The sequence below is a fragment of the Corynebacterium occultum genome (assembly GCF_009734425.1).
In the GTDB taxonomy this organism is placed as follows: Bacteria; Actinomycetota; Actinomycetes; order Mycobacteriales; family Mycobacteriaceae; genus Corynebacterium; species Corynebacterium occultum.
The window spans coordinates 369,446-391,427 of the sequence record NZ_CP046455.1 but is presented as its reverse complement, the minus strand read 5'-3'; the positions used below and the strand labels follow the sequence as shown (position 1 = coordinate 391,427).

Genomic DNA, 21,982 nt, shown 5'->3' with positions numbered 1-21,982 from the left:
TTAACCGATCCAGCCGAAGGCGACGGACAGCGGGATAGAGATGTTGCCGATCATGACGACCGCGGGAACCAGGTAAGCCACGAACAGGAGGATTGCCCGCCAACGCTTACCCACGATGCCCAGGTCGCTCACTGCGAGCCAGATGCCGTGGGAGAGGTGGAAGAAGAGAACCACCATGGCGATGATGTAGAAGGCGGCAACCCACCAGCGGGAGAAGCTGGCGATCAGGTTGGCGTAGATCTCACCGTGCTGGAAGACCTCGGCCGCAGCCGGGGTCACACCCATGGTCAGGTCCAGGATGTGGAAGATGATGAAGGCCAGCAGGATGATGCCGGTGATCAGCATGGTGCGGGTAGAGAAGGAGTTCAGGCCACCAACCAGGTTGGTGCGACGGAACTTGCCGCGAGATTCGCTGGCCCGCTTATTCAGCGCGAAGGCACCATAAACGTGGAGCACCACAGCGACCAGCAGGACGATGCGGAAGAGCCACAGGAATCCCTCACGAGGAAGAATGGGGTCACCCATGGTGCGCAACCACTCACCGTAGGTATTCAGTGGGTGAGAGCCGTCCGCGTAGGGGGACATGAAAACCTTCATGTTTCCCACCATGTGGACAAGAACATAAAAGCCGAAGAGCAGGCCGGTGACGGCCATCGTCAGCTTCAGCGCCCAGGTCGGGTATTTCGGCCGCTCACGCAGCGGCTTTTCAGTAATCTTGCCGTGAGCGATTGCGTCACGGTCTGCATTCGTAACAGTCATGGCACCTCCAGTGTCGGGATTACCTTACGTCCTTCCATGAACTTTGAACTACTTATAACCCCCTCAGGTGAGCGTGACCATACCGGGAAATGCCCCCTTTCGGGTATAATTTAGGCCAGCCTTACCTCTCAATTTGAAGTATTTCAGGGAAGCAAGTACACGTCACGCGGTTTCGGCGAATCCCGTGGTAGGAGTTCCTGCGGCTACTGTGAGGTTGATCACGAGGCCCGGTACAAAGTGCCAAAGCCACCCTAAAAGGGATCAACCATTTGGATGAGACTCCCCCTTGCCCCATCTGTTCAGCTGCCCTACTTTTGCCCACCCAATAGTCACAGTCTGCTAATTTTGCGGAAGTTTTTTGTTAAATATGTGCAGTCGTGATCGTCATCACGGTATTGTTGGCGCATGGCTAAGACTTATGTAGGTTCACGTCTGCGTCAGCTGCGTCGGGAGCGGGATCTCAGCCAGGCGTCACTGGCTGCGACCCTCGGTCTCTCTGCAAGTTATGTGAACCAGATTGAACACGATGTCCGTCCTCTGACGGTTCCCGTTCTACTCCGCATCACCGAAGCTTTCGGTGTCGACGCAACCTTCTTCTCCCGGGACGATGACTCCCGCCTCCTGGCTGAGATCCAGGACGTGATCACCGACCAGGAGATCAACCAGTCCCCCGTGGAACTCCAGGAGCTCTCCGAGCTGGTGTACAACCACCCGGTGATCGCCCGCACCCTGGTTGACATGCACCGCCGTTATAGCAATGTCCGCGACAAACTCTCCATCGCCACCGACACCCGTCGTTCCTCCGACCCCTCCGACGGCAAACTCGCCTCCCAGGCACTGTCCATGCCCCATGAGGAGGTGCGCGACTTCTTCTATGCCCGCAAGAACTACCTCGATGAACTCGACCTGCGCGCCGAGGACATCTCCCGTCAGCTCAACGTCACGCTTTTCGACGTCCGCGCCACCGAGGACGCTCTCTCCCGCCGCCTCCAGGTCGAACATGGGGTCCAGGTGAGCACCCGCACCAGCAATGAGGGCACCCTCCACCGCTATGACCCCGCCACCCGGGAACTCTGGCTCGACTCCCAGCTCTCCCCCGGTCAGCGGGCCTTCCGCATGGCGCAGGAACTGGCCTACCTGGAGTGCAACCCCATCCTGGAGTCCCTGGTCGCCAGCGGTAACTTCACCTCCGAGGCCTCCGAGCAGCTCGCCCTGCGTGGCGTGGCCAGTTACTTCGCGGCGGCCGTGATGCTGCCCTACCGCACCTTCCACGCCGAGGCCGAGAAATCGGGTTATGACGTGGAGTTCCTCTGCCAGATGTTCGGCGTGGGTTATGAGACCGTGGCCAGCCGACTGTCCACCCTGCAGCGCCCCAACCTGCGTGGCATCCCCTTCACCTTTGTCCGGGTGGACCGGGCCGGCAACATGTCCAAGCGGCAGTCCGCCACCGGTCTGCACTTCACCAGCTCCGGCGGCACCTGCCCGCTCTGGGCCATCTACGAGACCTTCAGTAACCCGGGCAGCATCGTCCGCCAGTTCGCTCAGATGCCCGATGGCCGCAACTACCTCTGGGTGGCGCGCACCGTCCAGCACCACCAGGGCCGTTTCGGGGAATCCGGCAAGCTCTTCTCCATCGGCCTGGGCTGCGAGGCCCGCCATGCGGACCGCACCGTCTACGCCAGGGGTTTCGACCTCACCGACATGTCCCAGGCCACCCCCATCGGTGCTGGTTGTCGGGTGTGCTCCCGCAAGAACTGCGCCCAGCGCGCTTTCCCGCAGGTGCATGAGCCGGTGGTCATCGACGCCCACTCCTCCACCGTCGCCCCCTACTAAACCCTTTTCGCTTATCGACGCACCCCCTCCGCTCCGGCAGGGGTTCACCGGATGGTGCCCGGCGGGGAAAACACCGGGGACCCCACCACTGCAAAAGCAGTGGTGGGGTCCCCGGTTGCGGTGTCACTTCACCGCGAAAATGATTCAGTCTAGAGGTTGATCATGTGGCCTTCAATGCCGTGAGCGGCTTCCTTGATGGCCTCGGACATGGTCGGGTGGATGTGCACGTTACGGCTGATCTCGGTTGCGGTCAGGTCGAAACGCTCTGCCAGGGTCAACTCGGCGAGCATCTCGGAGACGTTGGCACCGACCAGGTGGGCACCCAGGATCTCACCGAACTCGGCATCCGCGACGACCTTGGCGAAACCGGCGGTCTCGGCCAGTCCGGCTGCCTTACCGTTGGCGGTGAAGGGGAAACTGGTGACCTTGATCTCGCGGTCCGCGAACTTCTCGCGGGCCTGCTCCTCGGTGTAACCGAAGGATGCGACCTGCGGGTTACAGAAGGTGGCACGCGGCATCATCATGTAGTCGCCCAGTTCCTGGGTCTCTTCATCAGCGATGGTCTCGGCGGCGACGACACCCTGTGCCTCGGCGACGTGTGCCAGCTGCAGCTTGGCGGTGACGTCACCGATCGCGTAGATGCCCTCGACGTTGGTGCGCATGCGCTCGTCGATGTCGATGGCGCCACGCTCGGTGAGCTTGACACCGGTGTTCTCCAGGCCGAAGCCCTCGACCCGCGGTGCGAAGCCGACGGAGACCAGCACGCGGTCGACGTTGAGGGTCTCAGACTTCTTGCCGTCCTTGGACTCGACATCCACCTCGACGACATCGCCCTTGTCGCGGACGGCGGTGGTCTTGTAGCCGGTCAGCAGCTTGATGCCCAGCTTCTTGTACTCCCGGGCGATGACCTTGGAGACCTCGATGTCCTCATTCGGCAGGACGCGGTCCATGAACTCGACGAGGGTCAGTTCCACGCCATAGTTAGCCAGCACATAAGCGAATTCCATGCCGATGGCGCCGCCACCGACGATGACCATTTTCTTCGGCAGCTCACTGTTGAGGATCTGCTCCTCATAGGAGACAACGTTCTCGGAGAGCTCCACACCCGGGAGGGTGCGGACGACGGAGCCGGTGGCGATGATGACATCGTCGAAGGTGAGGGACTTGCCCTCATCCTTGCCATCACTGATCTCGATGGTCTTGGCATCCTTGAAAGTGCCCAGGCCGTTGATCTCGGTGATGTTGTTCTTCTTCATCAGGTAATGGACGCCCTTGACGATGCTGTCAGACACCTTGCGGGAACGCCCGTGGGCGACCCCGAAATCAAAGGAAACCTCACCGGAGATGCCGAAGGTCTTCGCTTCATGGTTGAAGGTGTGTGCCACCTCGGCGTTCTTCAGGAGAGCCTTGGAGGGGATACAGCCGACATTGAGGCAGACGCCACCCCAATACTGCTTCTCCACGACTGCGACCTTCTTGCCAAGCTGGGACGCACGAATTGCGGCAACGTAACCACCGGGGCCCGCGCCGAGGACTACTACATCATAATGTTCACTCACGTTTACAAGGATACGTAATCAATGCCGCATTGTCGTAGAAACGTGCAATTGATGGCCCCTCAGGTTCTGCACTTTCGGGACCCCCGGGCCCACAACGAGGGAAAAGTGGACACCCCCGGAAAGCAGCGAACCCCGTTCCGGGTGTGGTACGCGGAGCGGGGTTCGGGCAACGACAGGTCGTATCAGAACATACCCAGGGTGTAGCTCAGGTTGGAGGAACCGGAGGAACCCAGGTGGATGAGGTTGCCCAGGTGGGTGTTGATGAACAGGAGTACCTGCTCGACAATGGGATGCATAGGGAGACTTCCTTCGATTCTGTCGTGGTTTCTTCGGAGCCCCACTCCCGCCACCGAGGCATCGCTGCAGGGCCCCAGATATTAAAGCGACACTCTTCAACAAAGTGTTACGCCCCAGCTGAGTACAAGCCATTATGGCACAGCCCCTACATACCTAACATGGAAACCACCATCACCGCAGTCCCTGAAAACCCCCGGCGCAGGGGGCAGGTCACACACCGGCCCGGGAAAGTGCCCCCGGCCCACTTCACCATCCGCTGATAGCATCTCAGCGTCACCCGCTATCCGGCTCCGCACCCCCCCAATGAGGAAGCGAATCCCCCATGAAATTTCTGCACCGCCTGGCCGCCCCACTTGCCGTCCTCAGCATCTGCGTCACCGCAGCTGCCGGGGGCATGCCCCTCGCCGGCGCCGGAACCATGGGTGAGCCGACCCCGGCGGATCTGGCGGCCGGGGCCCCGGTTTCGGAGATCTACCCGGAAACCGCCCCGGTAACCGCGGACTCCCCGGAATGGCGGCACCAGCTCCACGCCGACACCTCCGGCCGGATCGAGGAACTGATCGCCACCTCGCCCGCCATGGATGGTCGGGAGATATCGCTGGCGGTGATCCGCGCGGAACAGCCCGGTGCCCCGACCATGTACATGCTCAATGGTGCCGACGGTGGCGAGGGCGGGGCGAACTGGATCCAACAGACCGACATCCTCGACTTCTTCCTGGACAAGAACGTCAATGTGGTCATCCCCATGGAGGGTGCCTTCTCCTACTACACGGACTGGGTCACGGAACATCCCGGCCTGGGTGGCAAGCAGCGCTGGGAAACTTTCCTGACCAGGGAGCTGCCCGTCCCCATCGAGTCCCACCTGCAGGCCAATAATGACCGTGCCATCACCGGTATGTCCATGTCGGCCACTTCTTCCCTCCTGCTGGCCCAGCACAATCCTGGGTTCTATGCGGCGGTGGGTTCTTTCTCGGGGTGTGCCGCAACATCCAACCCGGTGGGTTATCTGGCAATGCAGACCACCCTCGACCGGGCCGGCACGAGCCCCGAGCAGGTCTGGGGCCCCCGGGGCACCGCCAACTGGCACTACAATGACGCCCTGATCAACGCCGCTGAGCTGCGCGGCACAGAAATCTATGTTTCCAATGGCTCCGGTCTGGCCGGGAAGTGGGATCTGCCCTCCAGCCCCCGGCTGCAGGAATTCAACCAGATCCAGGTGTCCGCCGCCATGGCGGAGACCATCGTGGTCGGGGGTGCGATCGAGGCGGTCACCAACACCTGCACCCATGACCTGGCCACCGCACTGGCCGCCGAGGACATTCCCGCCACCTTCAGTTTCCGCCCCACCGGCACCCACTCCTGGGGTTATTGGCAGCAGGATCTCTGGGACTCCTGGCCGACCTTCGCCCGCGCCCTCAACCTCTCCTGAGCGCTTGTCGACGCCCTCCCCCTTGGGGAACCGCGGCGTCGATAAGCATCCCCGGTGGGCCACGTAGACTGCGGTCATTATGACTGATTCCCCCTCCCCCGACTTCCTTCCCGGCGAGATTGACCCGGATCTGCTGCTGCCCATCGACTCCGAGGCCGCCCTGGACTGGGCCCGCACCTGGTCCACGCAGACCGAGGCGATGGTGGATGCCGATCCGCTGCGCGCCCAGCTGCAGGAAGAGATTCTCGCCGCCCTGGACAATGATGAACGCATCCCCTACGTCGCCCGGCGCGGGGAGCAGCTCTATAACTTCTGGCGGGATGCCGAGCACAGCCGGGGGTTGTGGCGCACCACCGATCTGGCTTCCTACCTGAATGGGGAGCCGGAGTGGCGGGTGCTGATTGACCTGGATGCGCTGGCCGCGGCGGAGGGTGAGAACTGGGTGTGGAAGGGTGCGGTGGTGCGCCGCCCGGCGGATGACCGTGCCCTGGTTCGGTTGTCCCGGGGTGGTGCGGATGCTGTGGTGGTGCGCGAATTTGATCTGCACAGCGGGACTTTCCTCGAGGGCAATGCCTTCACCCTGCCGGAAGCGAAGTCCGATCTGAGTTGGCTGGACCTCGACACCCTGTTGGTGGGTACCGATACCGGTGCGGGTTCCTTGACCACCTCTGGTTATCCGGTGGAGGTGCGTCGCTGGTCCCGGGGTACTGAACTGGCTGCCGCACCCCTGCTGGCCCAGGGTGAGGCCACTGATGTGGCGGTGGGCGCCTATGTGGACCCCACCCCCGGTTTTGAGCGGGTCACGGTGTCCCGGGCCCTGGATTTCTACCGCTCCCGCACCTGGGTCGGGGATGTTGGTGCTGAGCTGCGGGAGGTTGAGGTCCCGGAGGACTGTGAGAGCATCACCCACCGCCAGTGGCTCTTCCTGCTGCCCCGCAGTGATTTCGCCGGCATTCCGGCCGGTGGGCTGGGTGTCATCGAGCTCGAGAGTTTCCTCGACGGCGGCCGTGAGGTGGCGGCGGTGTTCACCCCGGATGAGGCCACCGCGCTGCAGTCCCTGGCCTTTAGCGAGAACCACCTGATCCTGACCCTGCTGCACAATGTCTCCACCCAGCTGAAGGTGGTGTCGCTGGCGGATCCCCTGGGCGAGCAGCGCCGCATTGAGCTTCCCGAGCTGGTCACCGCCTCGGTGGTGGCCACCGCCGCGCTGGACGGGGATGAGATCTGGATCAGTGCCTCCTCCTTCACCGAACCCGCCACCCTCTACCGCCTGGATCTGGCGGATTCGCTGCGTCCGGTGGCGGTCCGCAGCGCCCCGCAGGTCTTCGATGCCACCGGCCTGGAGACCCGCCAGCACTGGGCGATCTCCGCTGATGGCACGAAGGTCCCCTACTTCATCACCGGTGTCTTCGACGGCACCCCCCGACCCACCCTGGTGGGTGGTTATGGCGGTTTCGAGGTGTCACTGACCCCCGGTTATGCCGGGGTGAAGGGACTGTCACTGTTGGAGCGTGGCTGGTTCACGGTGATCCCCAACCTGCGTGGCGGAGGTGAATTCGGCCCCACCTGGCATTCCCAGGCGGTGAAGACCAACCGGGTGAAGGTCTTCGAGGATCATCGTGCCGTGATCAAGGACATCCAGGCCCGAGGTTACACCACCCCGCAGTTGACGGCCGTCCGGGGTGGTTCCAATGGTGGGCTGCTCACCTCCGCGGCACTGACCCGGATGCCGGAACTGCTCGGTGCGGCCGTCATCCAGGTGCCCCTGACCGATATGCTGCGCTATCACACCTGGTCAGCCGGGGCGAGCTGGATGGCGGAGTACGGCGACCCGGAGATCCCGGAGGAGCGTGCGGTGATCGAGTCCTACTCCCCGCTGCACAATGTCTCCCCACGCACGGAGCGGGAGTACCCCCCGGCGCTGGTGACCACCTCCACCCGGGATGACCGCGTCCACCCCGCCCACGCCCGGCTCTTCGCCCGAGAACTGGCCCGGGCCGCCCAGCCGGTGGTCTATCACGAGAACATTGAGGGTGGTCACGCCGGAGCCGCGGACAACACCCAGGTGGCTGCGGTGGAGTCCCTGATCTACTCGTGGTTGATCACGCAGCTTTCACCCCAGGTAGGATCTCCAGACGATGACTAGAAAGCGACTGCGTTCCACCCCGGTTCCCGGCACCCGGGACAAATACACCGGTATCGACTTCAACCTCGGTTTCCACATCCGTTCCTATGAACTGGATCTGGCCTACCGGGTGAGTCCGAACCACCTCAGCGGAACCGCCACCCTCCAGCTGGACAACTACCTGCCACTGGCCTCGATGACCCTGGATTTAGCCGATAACCTGAGGGTGCAGAAGGTCAACGCCACCGGCACCGCAGGTACCTCCATCAAGGTCAGCCGCTTCCGCCAGTCCGTGGGAAAACTGCGGATCAGCTTCGCCGAGGAGATCCCGGTAGACCAGGAGTTCACCCTCCAGATCCGCTACGCCGGCAATCCCCAGCCGTTGCGCACCGCCTGGGGAGAAATCGGCTGGGAGGAACTGGACAATGGTGCCCTCGTCGCCTCCCAGCCCTGCGGTGCCCCCAGCTGGTTCCCCTGCGATGACACCCCGGATGAGAAGGCCTACTACGACTTCCGGATCAGCGCCGACAACCCCTACACCGTGATCACCAACGGTGAATTCCTGGGTCGCCGCGCCGCCGGATCACGCACCACCTGGCACTACCGCACCGAACATCCCCTGGCCAGCTACCTGGCCACCATCCAGGTCGGTGAGTACGAGACCCTGATGCTGAGCACCCCGGATTCCCAGGTGCCCATCCACGCCTATGTCCCACCCTCCCGCCGCCAGGGCTTCCTCGCCGACTTCCGGGAACAGGCCCAGATGATGGAGGTGTTCACCCACCTCTTCGGCCCCTACCCCTTCACCCGCTACTCCGTGGTCGTCACCGAAGATGTGCTGGAGATCCCCCTGGAGGCCCAGGGACTGTCCATCTTCGGTTCCAACCACGCCTCCGGCAAGGGGGAATGGAACCGCCTGATCGCCCATGAACTGGCGCACCAGTGGTTCGGTAACTCCCTCGGCGTGGCCCAGTGGAATGACATCTGGCTCAATGAGGGCATGGCCTGCTACGCCGAGTGGCTCTGGGATGAACAGGCCCACGGCATCCCCGCCGAGCAGAGCGCCCGCCGACACTACCGCGGCCTGCTGCTCAAACCCCGCACCGTCCTGCTGGCCGACCCCGGCACCGACCTGATGTTCGACGACCGGGTGTACAAACGCGGAGCGATCACCATCCACGCCATCCGCTGCCTGCTCGGCGACGAAGGATTCTTCCGGATGCTGCGCCGCTACGTCGCCGCCAGCCGCCACGCCGTGGTCGAAGCCGTCGACCTACGCAGCGAGGTGCTCCACGTCTGCCGGGAGCTGAACATCCCCACCCAGGAATTCGAGGACCTCTGGCATAGCTGGCTGAATGAGAAATCCCTGCCCCGCTTCCCCCAGCACCGGGATTAGACACCACCCATGAAGGCACTCTCCCTGGCGACCGTCTTCGCCGCCCTCTCCGGCTTCATCGTCCTCTACCTGGCCCAATGGACCCTGGATGAGGGCGGTTACGCCGAATTCCAGATCTACTGGGGCCTCTTCTTCGCCTGCACCGGCATCCTCGACGGCCTGATGCAGGAAACCACCCGGGCGGTCTCCGCAGCGAAAGACAGCGGCCGGAGCGGCAACGCCAGCCCCTGGCGGCTGGGCGCCATCCTGGGCTTCACCGCCCTGCTGATCGTCCTGGCCAGCGGCTTCTGGTGGATGCCCATGCTGGTCAGCGGCAGCACCTTCTCCGCCACCGCCCTCATGGCCCTCGGCCTGCTCTTCTACGCCTTCCAGACCGTCCTCTCCGGTGTTCTCTCCGGCCTGGGACTCTGGGTGCGTTATGCCTGGCTGGTGGCCCTGGACTCCGGCATCCGACTGTTGCTGGCCCTGGTGGCCTGGGCACTGGGCTGGCACCTGCTCGCCTTCCTGATCATCACCGTCATCGGTGCCGCCAGCTGGCTGATCATCCTCGCCGGCTCCCCCGAAGCCCGGCAGGCCCTGCGCGCCGGGGTTGATGTGGATCGGCCCACCCTGGTCCGCCGGGTGGGTTCAGCGATGCTCTCCACCGGTGCTTCAGCGGTGTTGATCACCGGTTTCCCGGTGCTGGTGGGGTTCACCTCCGAGGCTGAGGCCGGCACCGTGGTCGGCCTGGCGGGCATCCTCAATGCAGTCACCCTCACCCGCGCCCCGATCCTGGTGCCGCTGCAACGTTTCCAATCCGCCCTGATCGTCCGATTCGTCAACAATCGGGGTAATCTTTACTCCGCCCTATTGACTCCCATGGCCGTGGTGCTCGGCCTGGGACTGCTCGGTGGTGGGCTGGCCTGGCTGCTCGGGCCCTGGATTCTGGACACCTTCTTCAAACCTGAGCTCTGGGTGCCGGGACTGATCCTGGCCATCCTCACCTTCGCTTCGGCGTGCACCGGAACACTGATGATCACCGGTGCCGCCACCCTGGCCCAGGAACGCCACCGTTGGTATGCCGCCGGTTGGCTCAGCGCCACCTTCATCGCCCTGGTGGTGTTGATGCTGCCCTTCTCCCTGGAGGTGCGGGTCTGTGCCGCCCTGCTCATCGGACCGGTGGCTGGTGTGCTGGTGCACCTGGTGGCCCTGCGCAGCGGGCTGAGCCCAGCAGGCAGGGCCGCGGACCCGGGGGCTGACAAGGTGGCGGGGCATACTGCTCCGGGGCTCCCACCTCACTGATTCTGCGGAGGGTGGCGGGACCGGGTACGTCGACTAGAGTTCTCAGTCATGCCGAGTCTGACCGCCCTGATCACCGTTTACCACCGGATCGACCCCGGGGAGCTCGCCGAGAGCCTGGACAGCCTGAATGCCCAGACCCGCCCCGCCGATGAGGTCGTCATCGTCGAGGACGGACCCCTGGGTGATGGGTTGCGGCGCGTCATTGATGATTATCTGGCCGCCACCCCGGGTGCCAGGGTGGTGCGTCTGGCCCGTAACCAGGGTTCCGGCCCGGCGTCCGCGGCCGGCTTGGACACCATCCACACCGAGCTGCTGGCCCGCCAGGATGCCGATGACATCTCCCGGCCGGAACGTTTCGAGAAGCAGCTGGCCTATTTCGAGGCTCATCCGGAGGTGGATGTGCTGGGTACCGCGGCCACTGAGTTCCGGGATCACCTGGACAATGTGGTGGGGGTGCGCACCCTGCCGGGTTCCCACCAGGAGATCACGAAGTACCTGCGGATCAATAACCCGATCAGCCATCCGACGATGATGGTGCGTACCGCGGCGGTGAAGGAGGCCGGTGGTTATCGGGCGGTGCACCACATGGAGGACTACGATCTCATGGCGCGGCTGCTGCGTGATGGCCGGATCTTCCACAACCTCCCGGAGTCCCTGCTTCACTTCCGGACTTCGGCAGCCCAGTTCGAGCGTCGCACCGATGCCGGCATGTTCGCCGCGGAACGACAGATGCAGCGCAACCTGGTTTCCTATGGGCTGATCTCCCGGCCCCGTTCCTGGCTGAACCTGGTGATCCGCAGCACCTACCGCGCCATCCCCAAGGCATTCCTGCAGCGGGTCTACGGCAAGTTGTTCCACCGATGAAACTGAGTGGGCTAGCATGAAGGACATCATGAATGACGTTTCACCCTCCCAGGACAATCGGGACACCTGGCTGATCATCCCGTGTTACAACGAGGGGACGGTCATCCAGGAGGTCATCGAATCCGCCCGGGAGACCTTCCCGAATATTGTCGCCGTCAATGACGGCTCCCCCGATGACTCCGCTGCGCGTATCCACGCCGGCGGGGCCCATCTGGTCAACCACCCCGTCAACCTCGGCCAGGGCGCCGCCATCCAGACTGGCATTGAATACGCCCGGAAGCAGCCGGGGGCCAAGTACTTCGTCACCTTCGACGCCGATGGGCAACACCAGGTCAAAGATGTGCTGAAGATGGTGGCCCGTCTGCGGGAAGAACCCCTCGACATCGTCGTGGGCACCCGTTTCGGCCGTCCCCGCGCTGAGGATGACCAGGTTCCCCTGATCAAACGCATCGTCCTCAAGACCGTGGTGAGACTCTCCCCCACCACCCGCAAGCTGGGGCTTTCCGATGCCCACAATGGTCTGCGGGCCTTCAACCGGACTGTTGCCGAGCAGATGAACATCCGTATGAACGGTATGTCACACGCCTCGGAGATCGTCTCGATGATCGCCGCCAAGGAATGGCGGGTGGCGGAGGAGCCGGTGGACATCCTCTACACCGAATACTCCATGAGTAAGGGCCAGTCCCTGATCAACGGTGTCAATATCCTCGCTGACGGTCTGCTGGCAAGGAGACTCCCATGACCATCCTCATCCAGATTCTCCTGCTGATCGGTGTCCTGGCACTGGCGTACTACTTCATCAGCAACCGCCGCAAGGCCCGCGCCAAGGCCGGGGTGAAGATCGGTTTCGCCCTGTTCATCCTGGTGTCCATCTGGGCGGTGCTGCGCCCCGATGACCTGACCGTGGTTGCCAATTGGCTGGGTGTCTCCCGGGGCACCGACCTGCTGCTCTATGGCCTGGTGGTGGCCTTCATGTTCGTCACCATCTCCTCATATATGCGTTTCCGCGAACAGGAGCTGCGCTATGCCCGGCTGGCCCGGGCGGTGGCCCTGCAGAACTCCATCACCCCGCAAGAAGAACTCAAGGACGTCTAGCTCCTTCGAGGCTCCCCCCCCCCCACAACGACGCCCCCCTGCAGACCTGGTCTGCAGGGGGGGCGTCGTCACGCTTTTTGGGGCAGGGTCAGACCTGCTCGCCGCGGAAGAAGTCCACGGTGCGGCGAACCCCCTCCTCGATGCTGACCTCCGGCTCCCAACCCAGCAGCTGTTTCGCCTTCGCCGGGGAGATCGCCGAACGCGGCACATCACCCAGCCGGGCCGGTGCGAACTCCGGATTATCCTCGGCTCCGGCGGCAGCCGCCACCAGGGAATGCAGCTGACGGTCCGAGGTCTCCACCGCGGTACCGATGTTGAAACGCTCCCCACCAGCCAGATCCCCGGCTGCCAGGTAGAAGGCACGCACCACATCACCGACATAGACATAGTCACGGGTATTGGAACCATCACCGTAGACCTTGGTGGGCTGAGCACCCAACAAACGCTGCGAGAAGATCGCCACCACACCAGCCTCACCATGCGGATCCTGACGCGGACCATAAACATTGGAGGGCGCGATATGCGAGCACTCCAGGCCATAAAGATGACGATAGGTGTTCAGGTAGATCTCACCGGCCACCTTCGAGGCCGCGTACTGCGAATAAGGATCCACCGGCTGCTCCTCGGTCACCGGCAGCTGATCGGTCTCCCCGTAGATCGAGCCACCGGAGGAGGTGAACACGATCTTGCGGACCCCGTTCTTCCGGGCGGCCTCCGCGATCCGGATGGTGGCCAGGATATTGGTCTCGGCATCATGGAGGGGATCCGCCACCGAAAGACGAACGTCGATCTGTGCAGCCAGGTGGAAGATCACCTCCGGCTGATGCTGGGCCAGCAGTTCATCAAAGTTGACCTCGAGCAGATCCGCCTCGAGGAAGGTGAGTTTGCCGGTTGCCTGGGCCTCCGCCAGGTTGGCGAGTTTGCCGCGGGAAAGGTTGTCCACCACCACGACCTCGTGGCCTTCGGCGATCAACAGGTCAGTGAGGTTGGAACCGATGAATCCGGCGCCGCCGGTAACGAGAGTACGCATGAGCCCAACTTTAACAGCGACGCGTGCTCCAGCTCAGGATCAGCAGACAAAGAAATGCCATCACCGCCCCGAAACCGATCATCTGGGGATAGGTGAAGGTGTCACTGAGGCTGGTCATCACCGCCGGAACCACCATGCCGCTGTAGGTCAGGCAGTAGAAATAACCGCTCAACCCGGCCATGTCCCGGGGTGCGGCGATCTGCTGCACCTCAGCCAGACCCAGATACATGCACAGACCATAGGACAGACCGAGGAACACACAGGCCAGCAGAGACCACCCCAGGTGATGCTTCTCGACGACCACCGCGGCCAACACCATGCCGATCACGGTCACACCCATCGCAATCAGGGGGCCGCGGCTTTGTGATCCCCCGGCGATCCGGGGGCCGAACTGCTGAATGAGGAAACCCGAACCCAGGGTCACCAGCGCAATCAGGGCGGCACTGGCAACCGGATAGGCCACATGCTCCTGCAGCTGCCCCGCCAGGACCGCATAGGCGGTGAATCCGCTGCCGAAGGCCCAGGGGCCGAGCACCACCACCACCAGCAGAAAACGGGGATGACGGGCGGAGGGCACCGCCAGATCTGAAAGGAAGGAACCCTTGATTTTCCGATGCGCTGATTGGCGGGTCTCCGGAACCACCAGCAGGCCGGGCAGTAAAAGCAGGCAAATCAGCACATGCACCGCGTAAGGCAGCTGTCCGGGCAGGGGTCCCCACTGGGCCAGCACCCCCGCCACCGCCGCGCCCAGAGCAAAACCGGCGGTGAGTGACATGCTGGCACGCTTGGCTCCGGTGCCGGGGCGGGCACCTGGATCAAAACGTGGATCAGAGAGCTCCTTGATCCAGGTGCCACCCGCGGTCATCGCAATGCCCACCGCCACCCCGGCGAAGGAACGCCCCACACCCATGAACAGGCCCTGCTGCTCCCCGAAGGCGATGAACACGGACCCCACCACACCCAACAGGGGGGCGAGCAGCATCAGGGGTCGGCGGCCATAACGGTCGGACAGGGGTCCGGCAGCGAGAAGACCCCCCGCCACGCCCACCGCATAATAGACCAGCATCAGGTCGATGATCAGTTCGCTGAGGTTGCCCTGCTCCCGGTAGAGCACCAGCAGCGGGGTGAAACTATTTCCACCCCAGGCCACCGCGAAGATCGAGGCCGCGACCAGTAACCAGAAATTGCTGTGTCCCTGCCGCCGCCCATCCTGCCGAATCTCCATAACGGTCATCCTAAGTGGGGACTGCCTCCAGCGGGCCGCTTTCGCAGCAGGAGATGAGCGGACCCCGGGCACTCCACGGACATTGTCGAGCCCCTGGGGTGGGCCCCTTTCTGACTGGGTGACAGCATCGGCCCGGCACCGGCAAAGCTCAAAGAGGTGGTGCAGGAGGAATCCCCTCTACCGGGGATCCTCTTGCACCACCTCTTCTTTTGTCATTCCGGCCGGTGGAATGTTCCGGCGGGGCGGTTTTTAGTGACCCCGTTTGATCCATTCCTCCAGGTGCGGGGCCTCCGCACCCACAGTGGTGTGATCACCGTGACCGGTCCGCACAATCGTCTCCGCCGGCAGCTCCAGAACCGAAGTCTTCAGGGACTCGATGATGGTGTCGAAGGAGGAGTATTTGCGGCCCGTTGCGCCCGGACCACCCTGGAAGAGGGTGTCACCGGAGAAGAGCTCCCCCGGTTCGGGGAGGTAGAGGCAGCAGGATCCCGGGGAGTGGCCCGGGGTGTTCAGCACCTTGATGTCGGTACCGGCGATCTGGAAGATCTGCTGATCCGCCAGATCCTCATGGGTTACACCGGGGTGGGTCTCATCCCAGAGCATCTGATCACCGGGATGCACATAGATCGGAGCATCCAGCTTCTCGGAAAGTTCCGGGGCCACCGTGATGTGGTCATTATGGGCGTGGGTGCAGATGATGCCCTTGACCTTGCGGCCGTCCACGGCCTTGATGATCGGGGCGGCATCATGGGCGGCATCGATGATGAACACCTCGGAGTCATCGCCGACCACCCAGATATTGTTGTCCACCTCCCATTCCCCGCCGTCCAGGGCGAAGATCCCGGAGGTGCTCACATGCTCAACGCGTAGTCCATTAGCCATGATTAAAGGACCACCACCGAACGCAGCACATCTCCGGACTTCATGGTGTCGAAGGCCTCCTCGACCTGGTTGAGGGCGATCTTCTCGGAGACGAACTTGCCCAGCGGGAAACGATCCTGCAGGTGCAGGTCCACATAGGCCGGGAAATCACGTTCCGGGAGGCAGTCCCCGTACCAGGCCGGACGCAGCGAACCGCCGCGACCATAGAAGTCGATGGCGGGGACGTCGATCCGCGATGTCTGGTTCGGCACACCGACCATGACCATGCGCCCCGCGAAGTCACGGGAGTAAAAGGCCTGATCCCAAGTCTTCATGATGCCGACCGCATCGATGGTGACATCGGTGCCGAAACCATCGGTGAGCGCACGGATCTCCTGCGCGACCTCACTGTTCTCGCCTTCACCGGCCAGGGTGGAGGAATCGATCACGTGGGTGGCACCGAACTCCTTCGCCCACTCCAGCTTCCGGGCATCAATGTCCACGGCGATGATGGTGCTGGCACCCGCCAGCTTCGCGCCGGCAATAGCGGCCATGCCCACGCCACCACAGCCGAAGACTGCGACGGACTCACCACGCTGGATCTCAGCGGTGTTGACCGCCGCCCCCAGACCAGCCATGATGCCGCAACCCAGCAGGCCAGCAGCCGCCGGATCAGCATCCGGGTTGACCTTGGTGCACTGACCCTCATGAACCAGGGTCTTCTCCGCGAAAGAACCGATACCCAGTGCCGGGGTCAGCTCGGTGCCATCGGTCAGGGTCATCTTCTTCGAGGCGTTGTGGGTGTTGAAGCAGTACTTCGGCTCACCCTTCTTGCAGGCACGGCACTCCCCACAGACGGCGCGCCAGTTCAGCACTACATAGTCGCCGACCTCGACGTGGGTGACATCCTCGCCGATGGTATCGACGATGCCCGCGGACTCGTGGCCCAGCAGGAAAGGGTAGTCATCGGCGATATCACCGTCACGATAAGCCAGGTCGGTGTGGCAGACACCGGTGGCCTGAACCTTCACGATCACATCATTCGGGCCCGGATCCGGGATGAGGATATCAACCAGCTCGACGGGGGCGCCCTTGCCACGGGCGATGATGCCGGAAACGGTGGTGCTCAAAATATATTCTCCTTATATCAGATGGATACCTGCCCGAGCCTACCCATCAAATTCAGACTCGGAGCAGGAAGGGACACCCACCTGTGGTTCCCCCACCTGTGGGTTCCACCCGCACCTCCCCAGCCGTCGTCGTCGGAATATCCCGGAGCGCACCTCCCCAGCCTGAATTAAGTGGCGGGATGAAAAGTGCCGCTCGGGAGCAGAAATGACGGCAGGCCCTTCGACGTGGTCATCCACACCACGCCGAGGGGCCTGCATCAGCTCATGTCAACCCAGCCGGAGCAACCAGCTGTACTACTCCTGATCCTGTTCGGCATCATCTTCGGTGATCAGCCGTTCCGGCTCGAAGGTCAGTCCGTGACCGTAGGTGTAGTTCTGCTTCGTCCGGTCCAGGTAGGCATAATTGCCTTCCTTCTCGTGCAGCACCTTGCCCGGGACATCCCGGGGCGAGGTCTCGATGACATGGTGGGAGAAGGGAACCGAGAGCGGCAGCTTGCCCTGGGGGCCACCATCCCAGCCAGCCAGGGACTTCAGCAGGTTCTCCGGGGTGATCTCATAGGTGGCGACCACGGCGCCGGCGGCCGGCTCAATCTCACCGAGCAGCCAGGGGTTGGTCATGTTGACGATGAGGATCGTCGGCACCAGCTTCTCAATCTCCATGACCTGATCAACATCCACGCCATTTTCACGGGGATCCACGGAGAGGGAAACCCCCTCGCGGTCATCCTCGAAGAGTGCGATCTCAGGACGAACCCAGACCAGGGCGACATCGGCGTCTTCCGGTTTCGCCACGAACTGGACGGAGGCGGCGAAGCCCCGGATGGCGGCCTCGAACTGCTTCTGCACCTCAGCGTCTCTGGTGCGACCGGTGACGTAGAGGTAGACCATCCGAGTGCCCTCATAGCGTTCGAGGGGAAGCAGGTCATGGTTGTCACGCAACAGGGTCACCGACTGGCGCTGCGCCTTGGCACCCATCTCAGCCACGGCGGAAGCACCGATGACCTCCGCTGCCCGGTCCACGTCGACATAGGGATTCTCGAAGAGTCCCAGAGCGAACATTTCGCTGAGAATCCGGATGACCGGCTGATCCAGGTCAGCATCCTTCAGATGCCCCTGCTCCACCGCGGCGAGCAGGTCCTCGGGGTTAGCCATGTCAGAGAAGATGTCGGTGCCGGCCTTGACGGCCCGGGCGAAGCGCTCCGGTTCGCTCAGCTCTTCCACGCCCCACATCATGGCGTCGATGACGCCGGAGTCGGAGTTGACGTACCCCTCGAAGCCCATCTCCTTGCGCAGCAGCTCCTCGATGAAGGTGTTGTTGTAGGCGAAGGCCACCTCCTCGAACTGGGTGGTGGGGTTCTGCCACAGGGATTCACGCAGCTGCGGTGCAGAGCTATTCACCGGCTTGGCGTAGTAGGGCATGATCGAGGAGACACCGGCATCAATGGCTGCCTGGAAGGGCGGCAGGTGGTAGGTGTGCAGGGCATTCTCGGTCGGGTACTCATTGTCCTGACCCCACTCGAAGTGCGGGTCATGTCCCTCGTAGCGCACGCCGCCACCCGGGAAGTGTTTGATGGTGGTGGCGACGGAGGTGGCGCTGAGCTTCTCCCCCTGCATGCCGCGGACCACGGCGGCGATGTACTCCGACACCAGCTGAGTGTCCTCACCGAAAGTGCCGTTGAAGCGGGACCAACGCGGCTCACTCGCCAGGTCAGCCATGTAGCCGTAGAGCTTGTGGATGCCGCCGGCACGCCATTCCTTGGCGATCTCGCGGCCGAAGGTCTCCATCAGTTCCGGATCACGCAGGGCAGCCATGCCCAGTTCACCCGGCCATTCAGAGAAGACACCGGCGGATTCATTCACACCGAACTGGGAGACCAGCGCGACGTGGTTACGCGGGTTGGAGGCGAAGACCACCGGGATGCCGAGGCGGGACTTCTCCGCCACCTCCTGCACCGCATTGGTCCAGGTGGCCAGGTCGCGGGGGGCCAGATTGTCGCGGACGATGAGATGACGCTGGTGGCGAAGGTTAATCGCGTTGTCGGTGGAGGAGGTCACCAGCACCGGCTTGGGGTACTCCTGGCCGGTGATCGGGTTATGGGACCGCCAGACATCATTTTCATTGAGCAGCTGGCCTTCGACCGGCTCCGGGAGGAAGTTGGAGTAACCGGGGTGGTGGGAGCCGATGAGCATCATGCCCGCCTTCTCCTCGGTGTTCATGCGGGTGATGAGATCCCGGGCACGCTCCTCGGGACTCAGTCGCCAGTCCTCATAGGGGGCCAGGGAACCATCACCATCCAGGTCACGGAACTCCAGTCCATCTACCTTGAGGGTCTTTCCGGTGCGACTTCCCAGGGTCGGTTGCGTGGTCATAGATTCTGCTCCCATGTTCCTAGCTGTTGCGTTATCGAAGATTCGGCCGGTGCACCGCTCTGCGCTACTACACCAGGGGGGCAGCAGTTCCATCCGAAATCTTTGATCCGCAGGCGGCGTCGGCACAGTCTTATTGCAAGTCTACGTGGACTTCAGGTGAACTCCTGACCAATGAAAAACCTGGGGGTAATTTTTTCTTATACAACCGGCATCAAGCGCTTAAAATAATGCCCGATTGGAGGGTATTGCCAGCTAGGGGTCTCGAGGTCCTTTTCGCGAGGTACATGCTGGAGTTATGGCTGCCCCCCAAATGACCTGCACCCTCGATAACCCCTTGAGGTAGTGCTCCCGCGCCAATGGCGAACGCCGCCTGCGCCCCGGGGATGGGGGCGAGGGCGGCGTCGATAAGCTCAGGAACGCTTACTTGGCGGCGGAAGCGTAACGTGCGGCGACGTCTTCCCAGTTGAAGACGTTCCAGACGGCCTTGACGTAGTCGGCCTTGACGTTCTTGTACTGCAGGTAGAAGGCGTGCTCCCACATGTCGAGCATCAGCAGCGGGGTGATGTCGATGGAGATGTTGCCCTGCTGGTCGGTCAGCTGCTCGATGACCAGACGACCTGCGATGTGGTCGTAGCCCAGGACGGCCCAGCCGGAGCCCTGCAGGCCCAGTGCGGCGGAGTTGAAGTGGTCCTGGAACTTGGCGAAGGAGCCGAAGTCACGGTTGATGGCCTCAGCCAGCTCGCCGGTGGGCTCGCCGCCACCGTTGGGGGAGAGGTTCTTCCAGAAGATGGAGTGGTTGGTGTGGCCACCGAGGTTAAAGGCCAGGTTCTTGGACAGTGCGCGGATCTGGTCCGGGTTGGTGCCCTCCTCGCGTGCCTTCTCCAGTGCCTCGAGGGCTGCGTTGGCACCGCCGACGTAGGTGGCGTGGTGCTTGGAGTGGTGCAGCTCCATGATCTCGGCGGCGATGTGCGGCTCGAGTGCGTCGTAGGCGTAATCCAGTTCCGGAAGCTCATAAACAGTCATTAAATATTTCCTCTCAATAACTCTTATTTATTAATAACTTCCAATATATAGCCTGGGACCGGTTTAAGCTAGGGGTATGTGAGCAATCTCACTTAAAGGGGGTAGTTCTAACCCTCGGCCAGTGAACTAACGTGCCACGGGCGGCTTGGCGCCGGTGAGGCTCAGGAACGTGCGATCCTGATAGACCAATGGAGAACCCTTCGGCCCCTCAAGAACCTCCAGCACCTCAGCCGCAACAAGAGTGGCCTCGCCGACCTTGACCGTGCCGACCGGCTTCACCCGCAACGCGAAGGGCGCGGTACGCAGGTAGGGTTCCCCGCTCGGTAATTCCTCCCAACCCTGTTCCGGAACGAAGCGCGGATCACCGGTGGTGGCGAAAGCCTTCGCCAGCTCGGCATGCTCATCAGCCAGCAGGTGAACCAGGAAACTCTCCGCCTTCAGCAGCTTGCCCGCCGAACCGCTCTGCCGCTGCAGGGAAAAGGAGATGGCCAGGGGATCCAGCGCCAGGGAAGACACGCTCGAGGCGGTGATCCCGACCTGCCCCTCGGCAGTCAGCGCGGTGATTACCGCAACTCCGGTGGGGTGGGCCCGAAAGGCGGAACGGAAGATTTCGGCGGAAGCAGTCATTGGCCAGATGGTCCTATCAGTTCATTATCGGACAGTTACAGCGTACTAGACCGAGCGGTATTTATTCGGTACACCAGTGAGTCGCCACCCTAGGAGCTCAAGTGGGGTTGAGGTCAAACTAACGGTCAACTTCAGGGGAGCCCCACTCCCCCACCGGATCATCCTGATGGGCGATCTTCAGGCGTTGGGCGCTGGGGCCAGCCTCCGCCAGCTCATCCGCGGGGTTCAACAACTCACAGGCTGTCATGGACAAACACCCGCAGCCGATGCACCCCATCAGCTTGTCCTCCAGATCCTCGATCGCCTGACGTCGCTGCTCCAGAATCCTCCGCCACTCCCCCGAAGCCCGCTGCCAGTCTGCCTCACCGGGCAACCGATCCATCGGAATCCGAACCAGCGCTTCCCCGATATCGGCCAGCGAAATTCCCAGGCGACGCCCCACCGAGATCAAGGTGATCCGGCGAAGCATGTAGCGCGGATAGCGACGCTGATTAGCGACATTGCGCTGACTCCGGATCAGCCCGATCTCCTCATAATAATGCAGCGCCGACTTCGCCAACCCGGTCCGTTCCGCGACCTGGCCGATGCCCAGCAGCTCCTCGGCGGCCCCATCAAACCCGGAATTCTGTGGCAGTTCCGCCATGATCCGTGACCTCCTCATGTCATAGCCGGTTGAAATTCCAAGGTACGTGGGAGTTATCGCGGGAGGATCCAGAGTAATTTAAAGCCCCATTCCGATAGGAGGCATCCACGTCCACCATCATCAAGAGGAGGGTGGAGCATTCCACAGCGCCGAACTCCCCGGGAAAAATAGTTTCCCGATTGCACACCACCCCGCATTGGCAGGGGCCCAAAGTGTGCCCAAAATGGTTCCGATTCAGAGATGGTATTCAATAAACAGAAACACCCTCTCACCTGTCCATGCCAGATGAGAGGGTGTTTCTCAGTGGAGCCGCCTGCGAGAATCGAACTCGCGACCTTCTCATTACGAGTGAGACGCTCTACCGACTGAGCTAAGGCGGCCGGAAAGGGCACTCCGAAGAGCACACATTTACCAGAAGACGAGCTTAGCTTAAGC

At 62.6% G+C, this 21,982-nt stretch carries 18 protein-coding genes and 1 tRNA gene; 8 read left to right on the top strand and 11 right to left on the bottom strand.

Features of this window, described 5'->3' with window-relative positions; genetic code table 11:
• A complete protein-coding gene (locus tag COCCU_RS01790; protein WP_156229895.1) occupies positions 1-759 on the bottom strand; it encodes a succinate dehydrogenase cytochrome b subunit in 759 nt (252 codons plus the stop codon).
• A 405-nt stretch (positions 760-1,164) separates the two neighbouring features.
• Between COCCU_RS01790 and ramB the strand changes: the two genes are divergently transcribed.
• Positions 1,165-2,592 carry an acetate metabolism transcriptional regulator RamB gene (gene ramB / locus COCCU_RS01785; protein ID WP_156229894.1) on the top strand — a complete coding sequence of 476 codons (1,428 nt, stop codon included), beginning with the start codon at positions 1,165-1,167 and terminating at the stop codon, positions 2,590-2,592.
• A 149-nt stretch (positions 2,593-2,741) separates the two neighbouring features.
• Here the strand turns inward: ramB and lpdA are convergent, their stop codons facing one another.
• Positions 2,742-4,151 (bottom strand): dihydrolipoyl dehydrogenase, encoded by a 1,410-nt coding sequence (gene lpdA / locus COCCU_RS01780; RefSeq protein ID WP_156229893.1) that lies wholly within the window; start codon positions 4,149-4,151, stop codon positions 2,742-2,744.
• Positions 4,152-4,770: 619 nt separating this feature from the next.
• Between lpdA and COCCU_RS01775 the strand changes: the two genes are divergently transcribed.
• From COCCU_RS01775 to COCCU_RS01745, 7 genes are all read left to right on the top strand, one after another.
• The gene (locus COCCU_RS01775) at positions 4,771-5,877 is read left to right on the top strand and encodes an alpha/beta hydrolase (RefSeq protein ID WP_156229892.1); all 1,107 of its coding nucleotides are present in this window, start codon (positions 4,771-4,773) and stop codon (positions 5,875-5,877) included.
• 79 nt (positions 5,878-5,956) lie between these two features.
• Positions 5,957-8,023, top strand: a complete 2,067-nt coding sequence (locus COCCU_RS01770; RefSeq protein WP_156229891.1) for a prolyl oligopeptidase family serine peptidase — start codon at positions 5,957-5,959, stop codon at positions 8,021-8,023.
• Complete coding sequence (locus tag COCCU_RS01765; protein ID WP_156229890.1) at positions 8,016-9,398, top strand: M1 family metallopeptidase; 1,383 nt, start codon at positions 8,016-8,018, stop codon at positions 9,396-9,398. The genes COCCU_RS01770 and COCCU_RS01765 overlap by 8 nt, the downstream gene beginning before the upstream one ends.
• A 9-nt stretch (positions 9,399-9,407) precedes the next feature.
• Positions 9,408-10,679, top strand: coding sequence for a polysaccharide biosynthesis protein (locus tag COCCU_RS01760; RefSeq protein ID WP_231598826.1), 1,272 nt, complete (start codon positions 9,408-9,410; stop codon positions 10,677-10,679).
• 48 nt (positions 10,680-10,727) lie between these two features.
• Entirely contained in the window at positions 10,728-11,543 is an 816-nt protein-coding gene (locus COCCU_RS01755; RefSeq protein WP_156229889.1) for a glycosyltransferase, read from the top strand.
• 28 nt (positions 11,544-11,571) lie between these two features.
• Positions 11,572-12,285, top strand: a complete 714-nt coding sequence (locus COCCU_RS01750) for a glycosyltransferase family 2 protein (RefSeq protein WP_156229888.1) — start codon at positions 11,572-11,574, stop codon at positions 12,283-12,285.
• Positions 12,282-12,638 (top strand): DUF2304 domain-containing protein, encoded by a 357-nt coding sequence (locus tag COCCU_RS01745; RefSeq protein WP_156229887.1) that lies wholly within the window; start codon positions 12,282-12,284, stop codon positions 12,636-12,638. Before COCCU_RS01750 ends, COCCU_RS01745 begins: the two co-directional genes overlap by 4 nt.
• 88 nt (positions 12,639-12,726) lie before the next feature.
• Here the strand turns inward: COCCU_RS01745 and COCCU_RS01740 are convergent, their stop codons facing one another.
• The 9 genes from COCCU_RS01740 to COCCU_RS01700 all read right to left on the bottom strand — a co-directional run bounded on the left by COCCU_RS01740 (position 12,727) and on the right by COCCU_RS01700 (position 21,927).
• Entirely contained in the window at positions 12,727-13,668 is a 942-nt protein-coding gene (locus COCCU_RS01740) for a GDP-mannose 4,6-dehydratase (protein ID WP_156229886.1), read from the bottom strand.
• Between the two features lie 10 nt (positions 13,669-13,678).
• Positions 13,679-14,893 (bottom strand): MFS transporter, encoded by a 1,215-nt coding sequence (locus COCCU_RS01735; protein ID WP_231598825.1) that lies wholly within the window; start codon positions 14,891-14,893, stop codon positions 13,679-13,681.
• Positions 14,894-15,142: 249 nt separating this feature from the next.
• Positions 15,143-15,775 carry an MBL fold metallo-hydrolase gene (locus COCCU_RS01730; protein WP_197088406.1) on the bottom strand — a complete coding sequence of 211 codons (633 nt, stop codon included), beginning with the start codon at positions 15,773-15,775 and terminating at the stop codon, positions 15,143-15,145.
• A 2-nt stretch (positions 15,776-15,777) separates the two neighbouring features.
• Entirely contained in the window at positions 15,778-16,884 is a 1,107-nt protein-coding gene (locus COCCU_RS01725) for an S-(hydroxymethyl)mycothiol dehydrogenase (RefSeq protein ID WP_156229883.1), read from the bottom strand.
• Between the two features lie 294 nt (positions 16,885-17,178).
• Positions 17,179-19,254: a glycoside hydrolase family 3 protein gene (locus tag COCCU_RS01720; RefSeq protein WP_156229882.1), complete on the bottom strand. Its 2,076-nt coding sequence runs from the start codon at positions 19,252-19,254 to the stop codon at positions 17,179-17,181.
• Positions 19,255-19,674: 420 nt separating this feature from the next.
• Positions 19,675-20,277 (bottom strand): superoxide dismutase, encoded by a 603-nt coding sequence (locus COCCU_RS01715; protein WP_156229881.1) that lies wholly within the window; start codon positions 20,275-20,277, stop codon positions 19,675-19,677.
• A 126-nt stretch (positions 20,278-20,403) separates the two neighbouring features.
• Complete coding sequence (locus tag COCCU_RS01710) at positions 20,404-20,904, bottom strand: flavin reductase family protein (RefSeq protein WP_156229880.1); 501 nt, start codon at positions 20,902-20,904, stop codon at positions 20,404-20,406.
• Between the two features lie 118 nt (positions 20,905-21,022).
• Entirely contained in the window at positions 21,023-21,547 is a 525-nt protein-coding gene (gene soxR, locus COCCU_RS01705; protein ID WP_156229879.1) for a redox-sensitive transcriptional activator SoxR, read from the bottom strand.
• 304 nt (positions 21,548-21,851) lie between these two features.
• Positions 21,852-21,927 (bottom strand) — tRNA-Thr (locus tag COCCU_RS01700).
• Positions 21,928-21,982 lie beyond the last annotated feature (55 nt).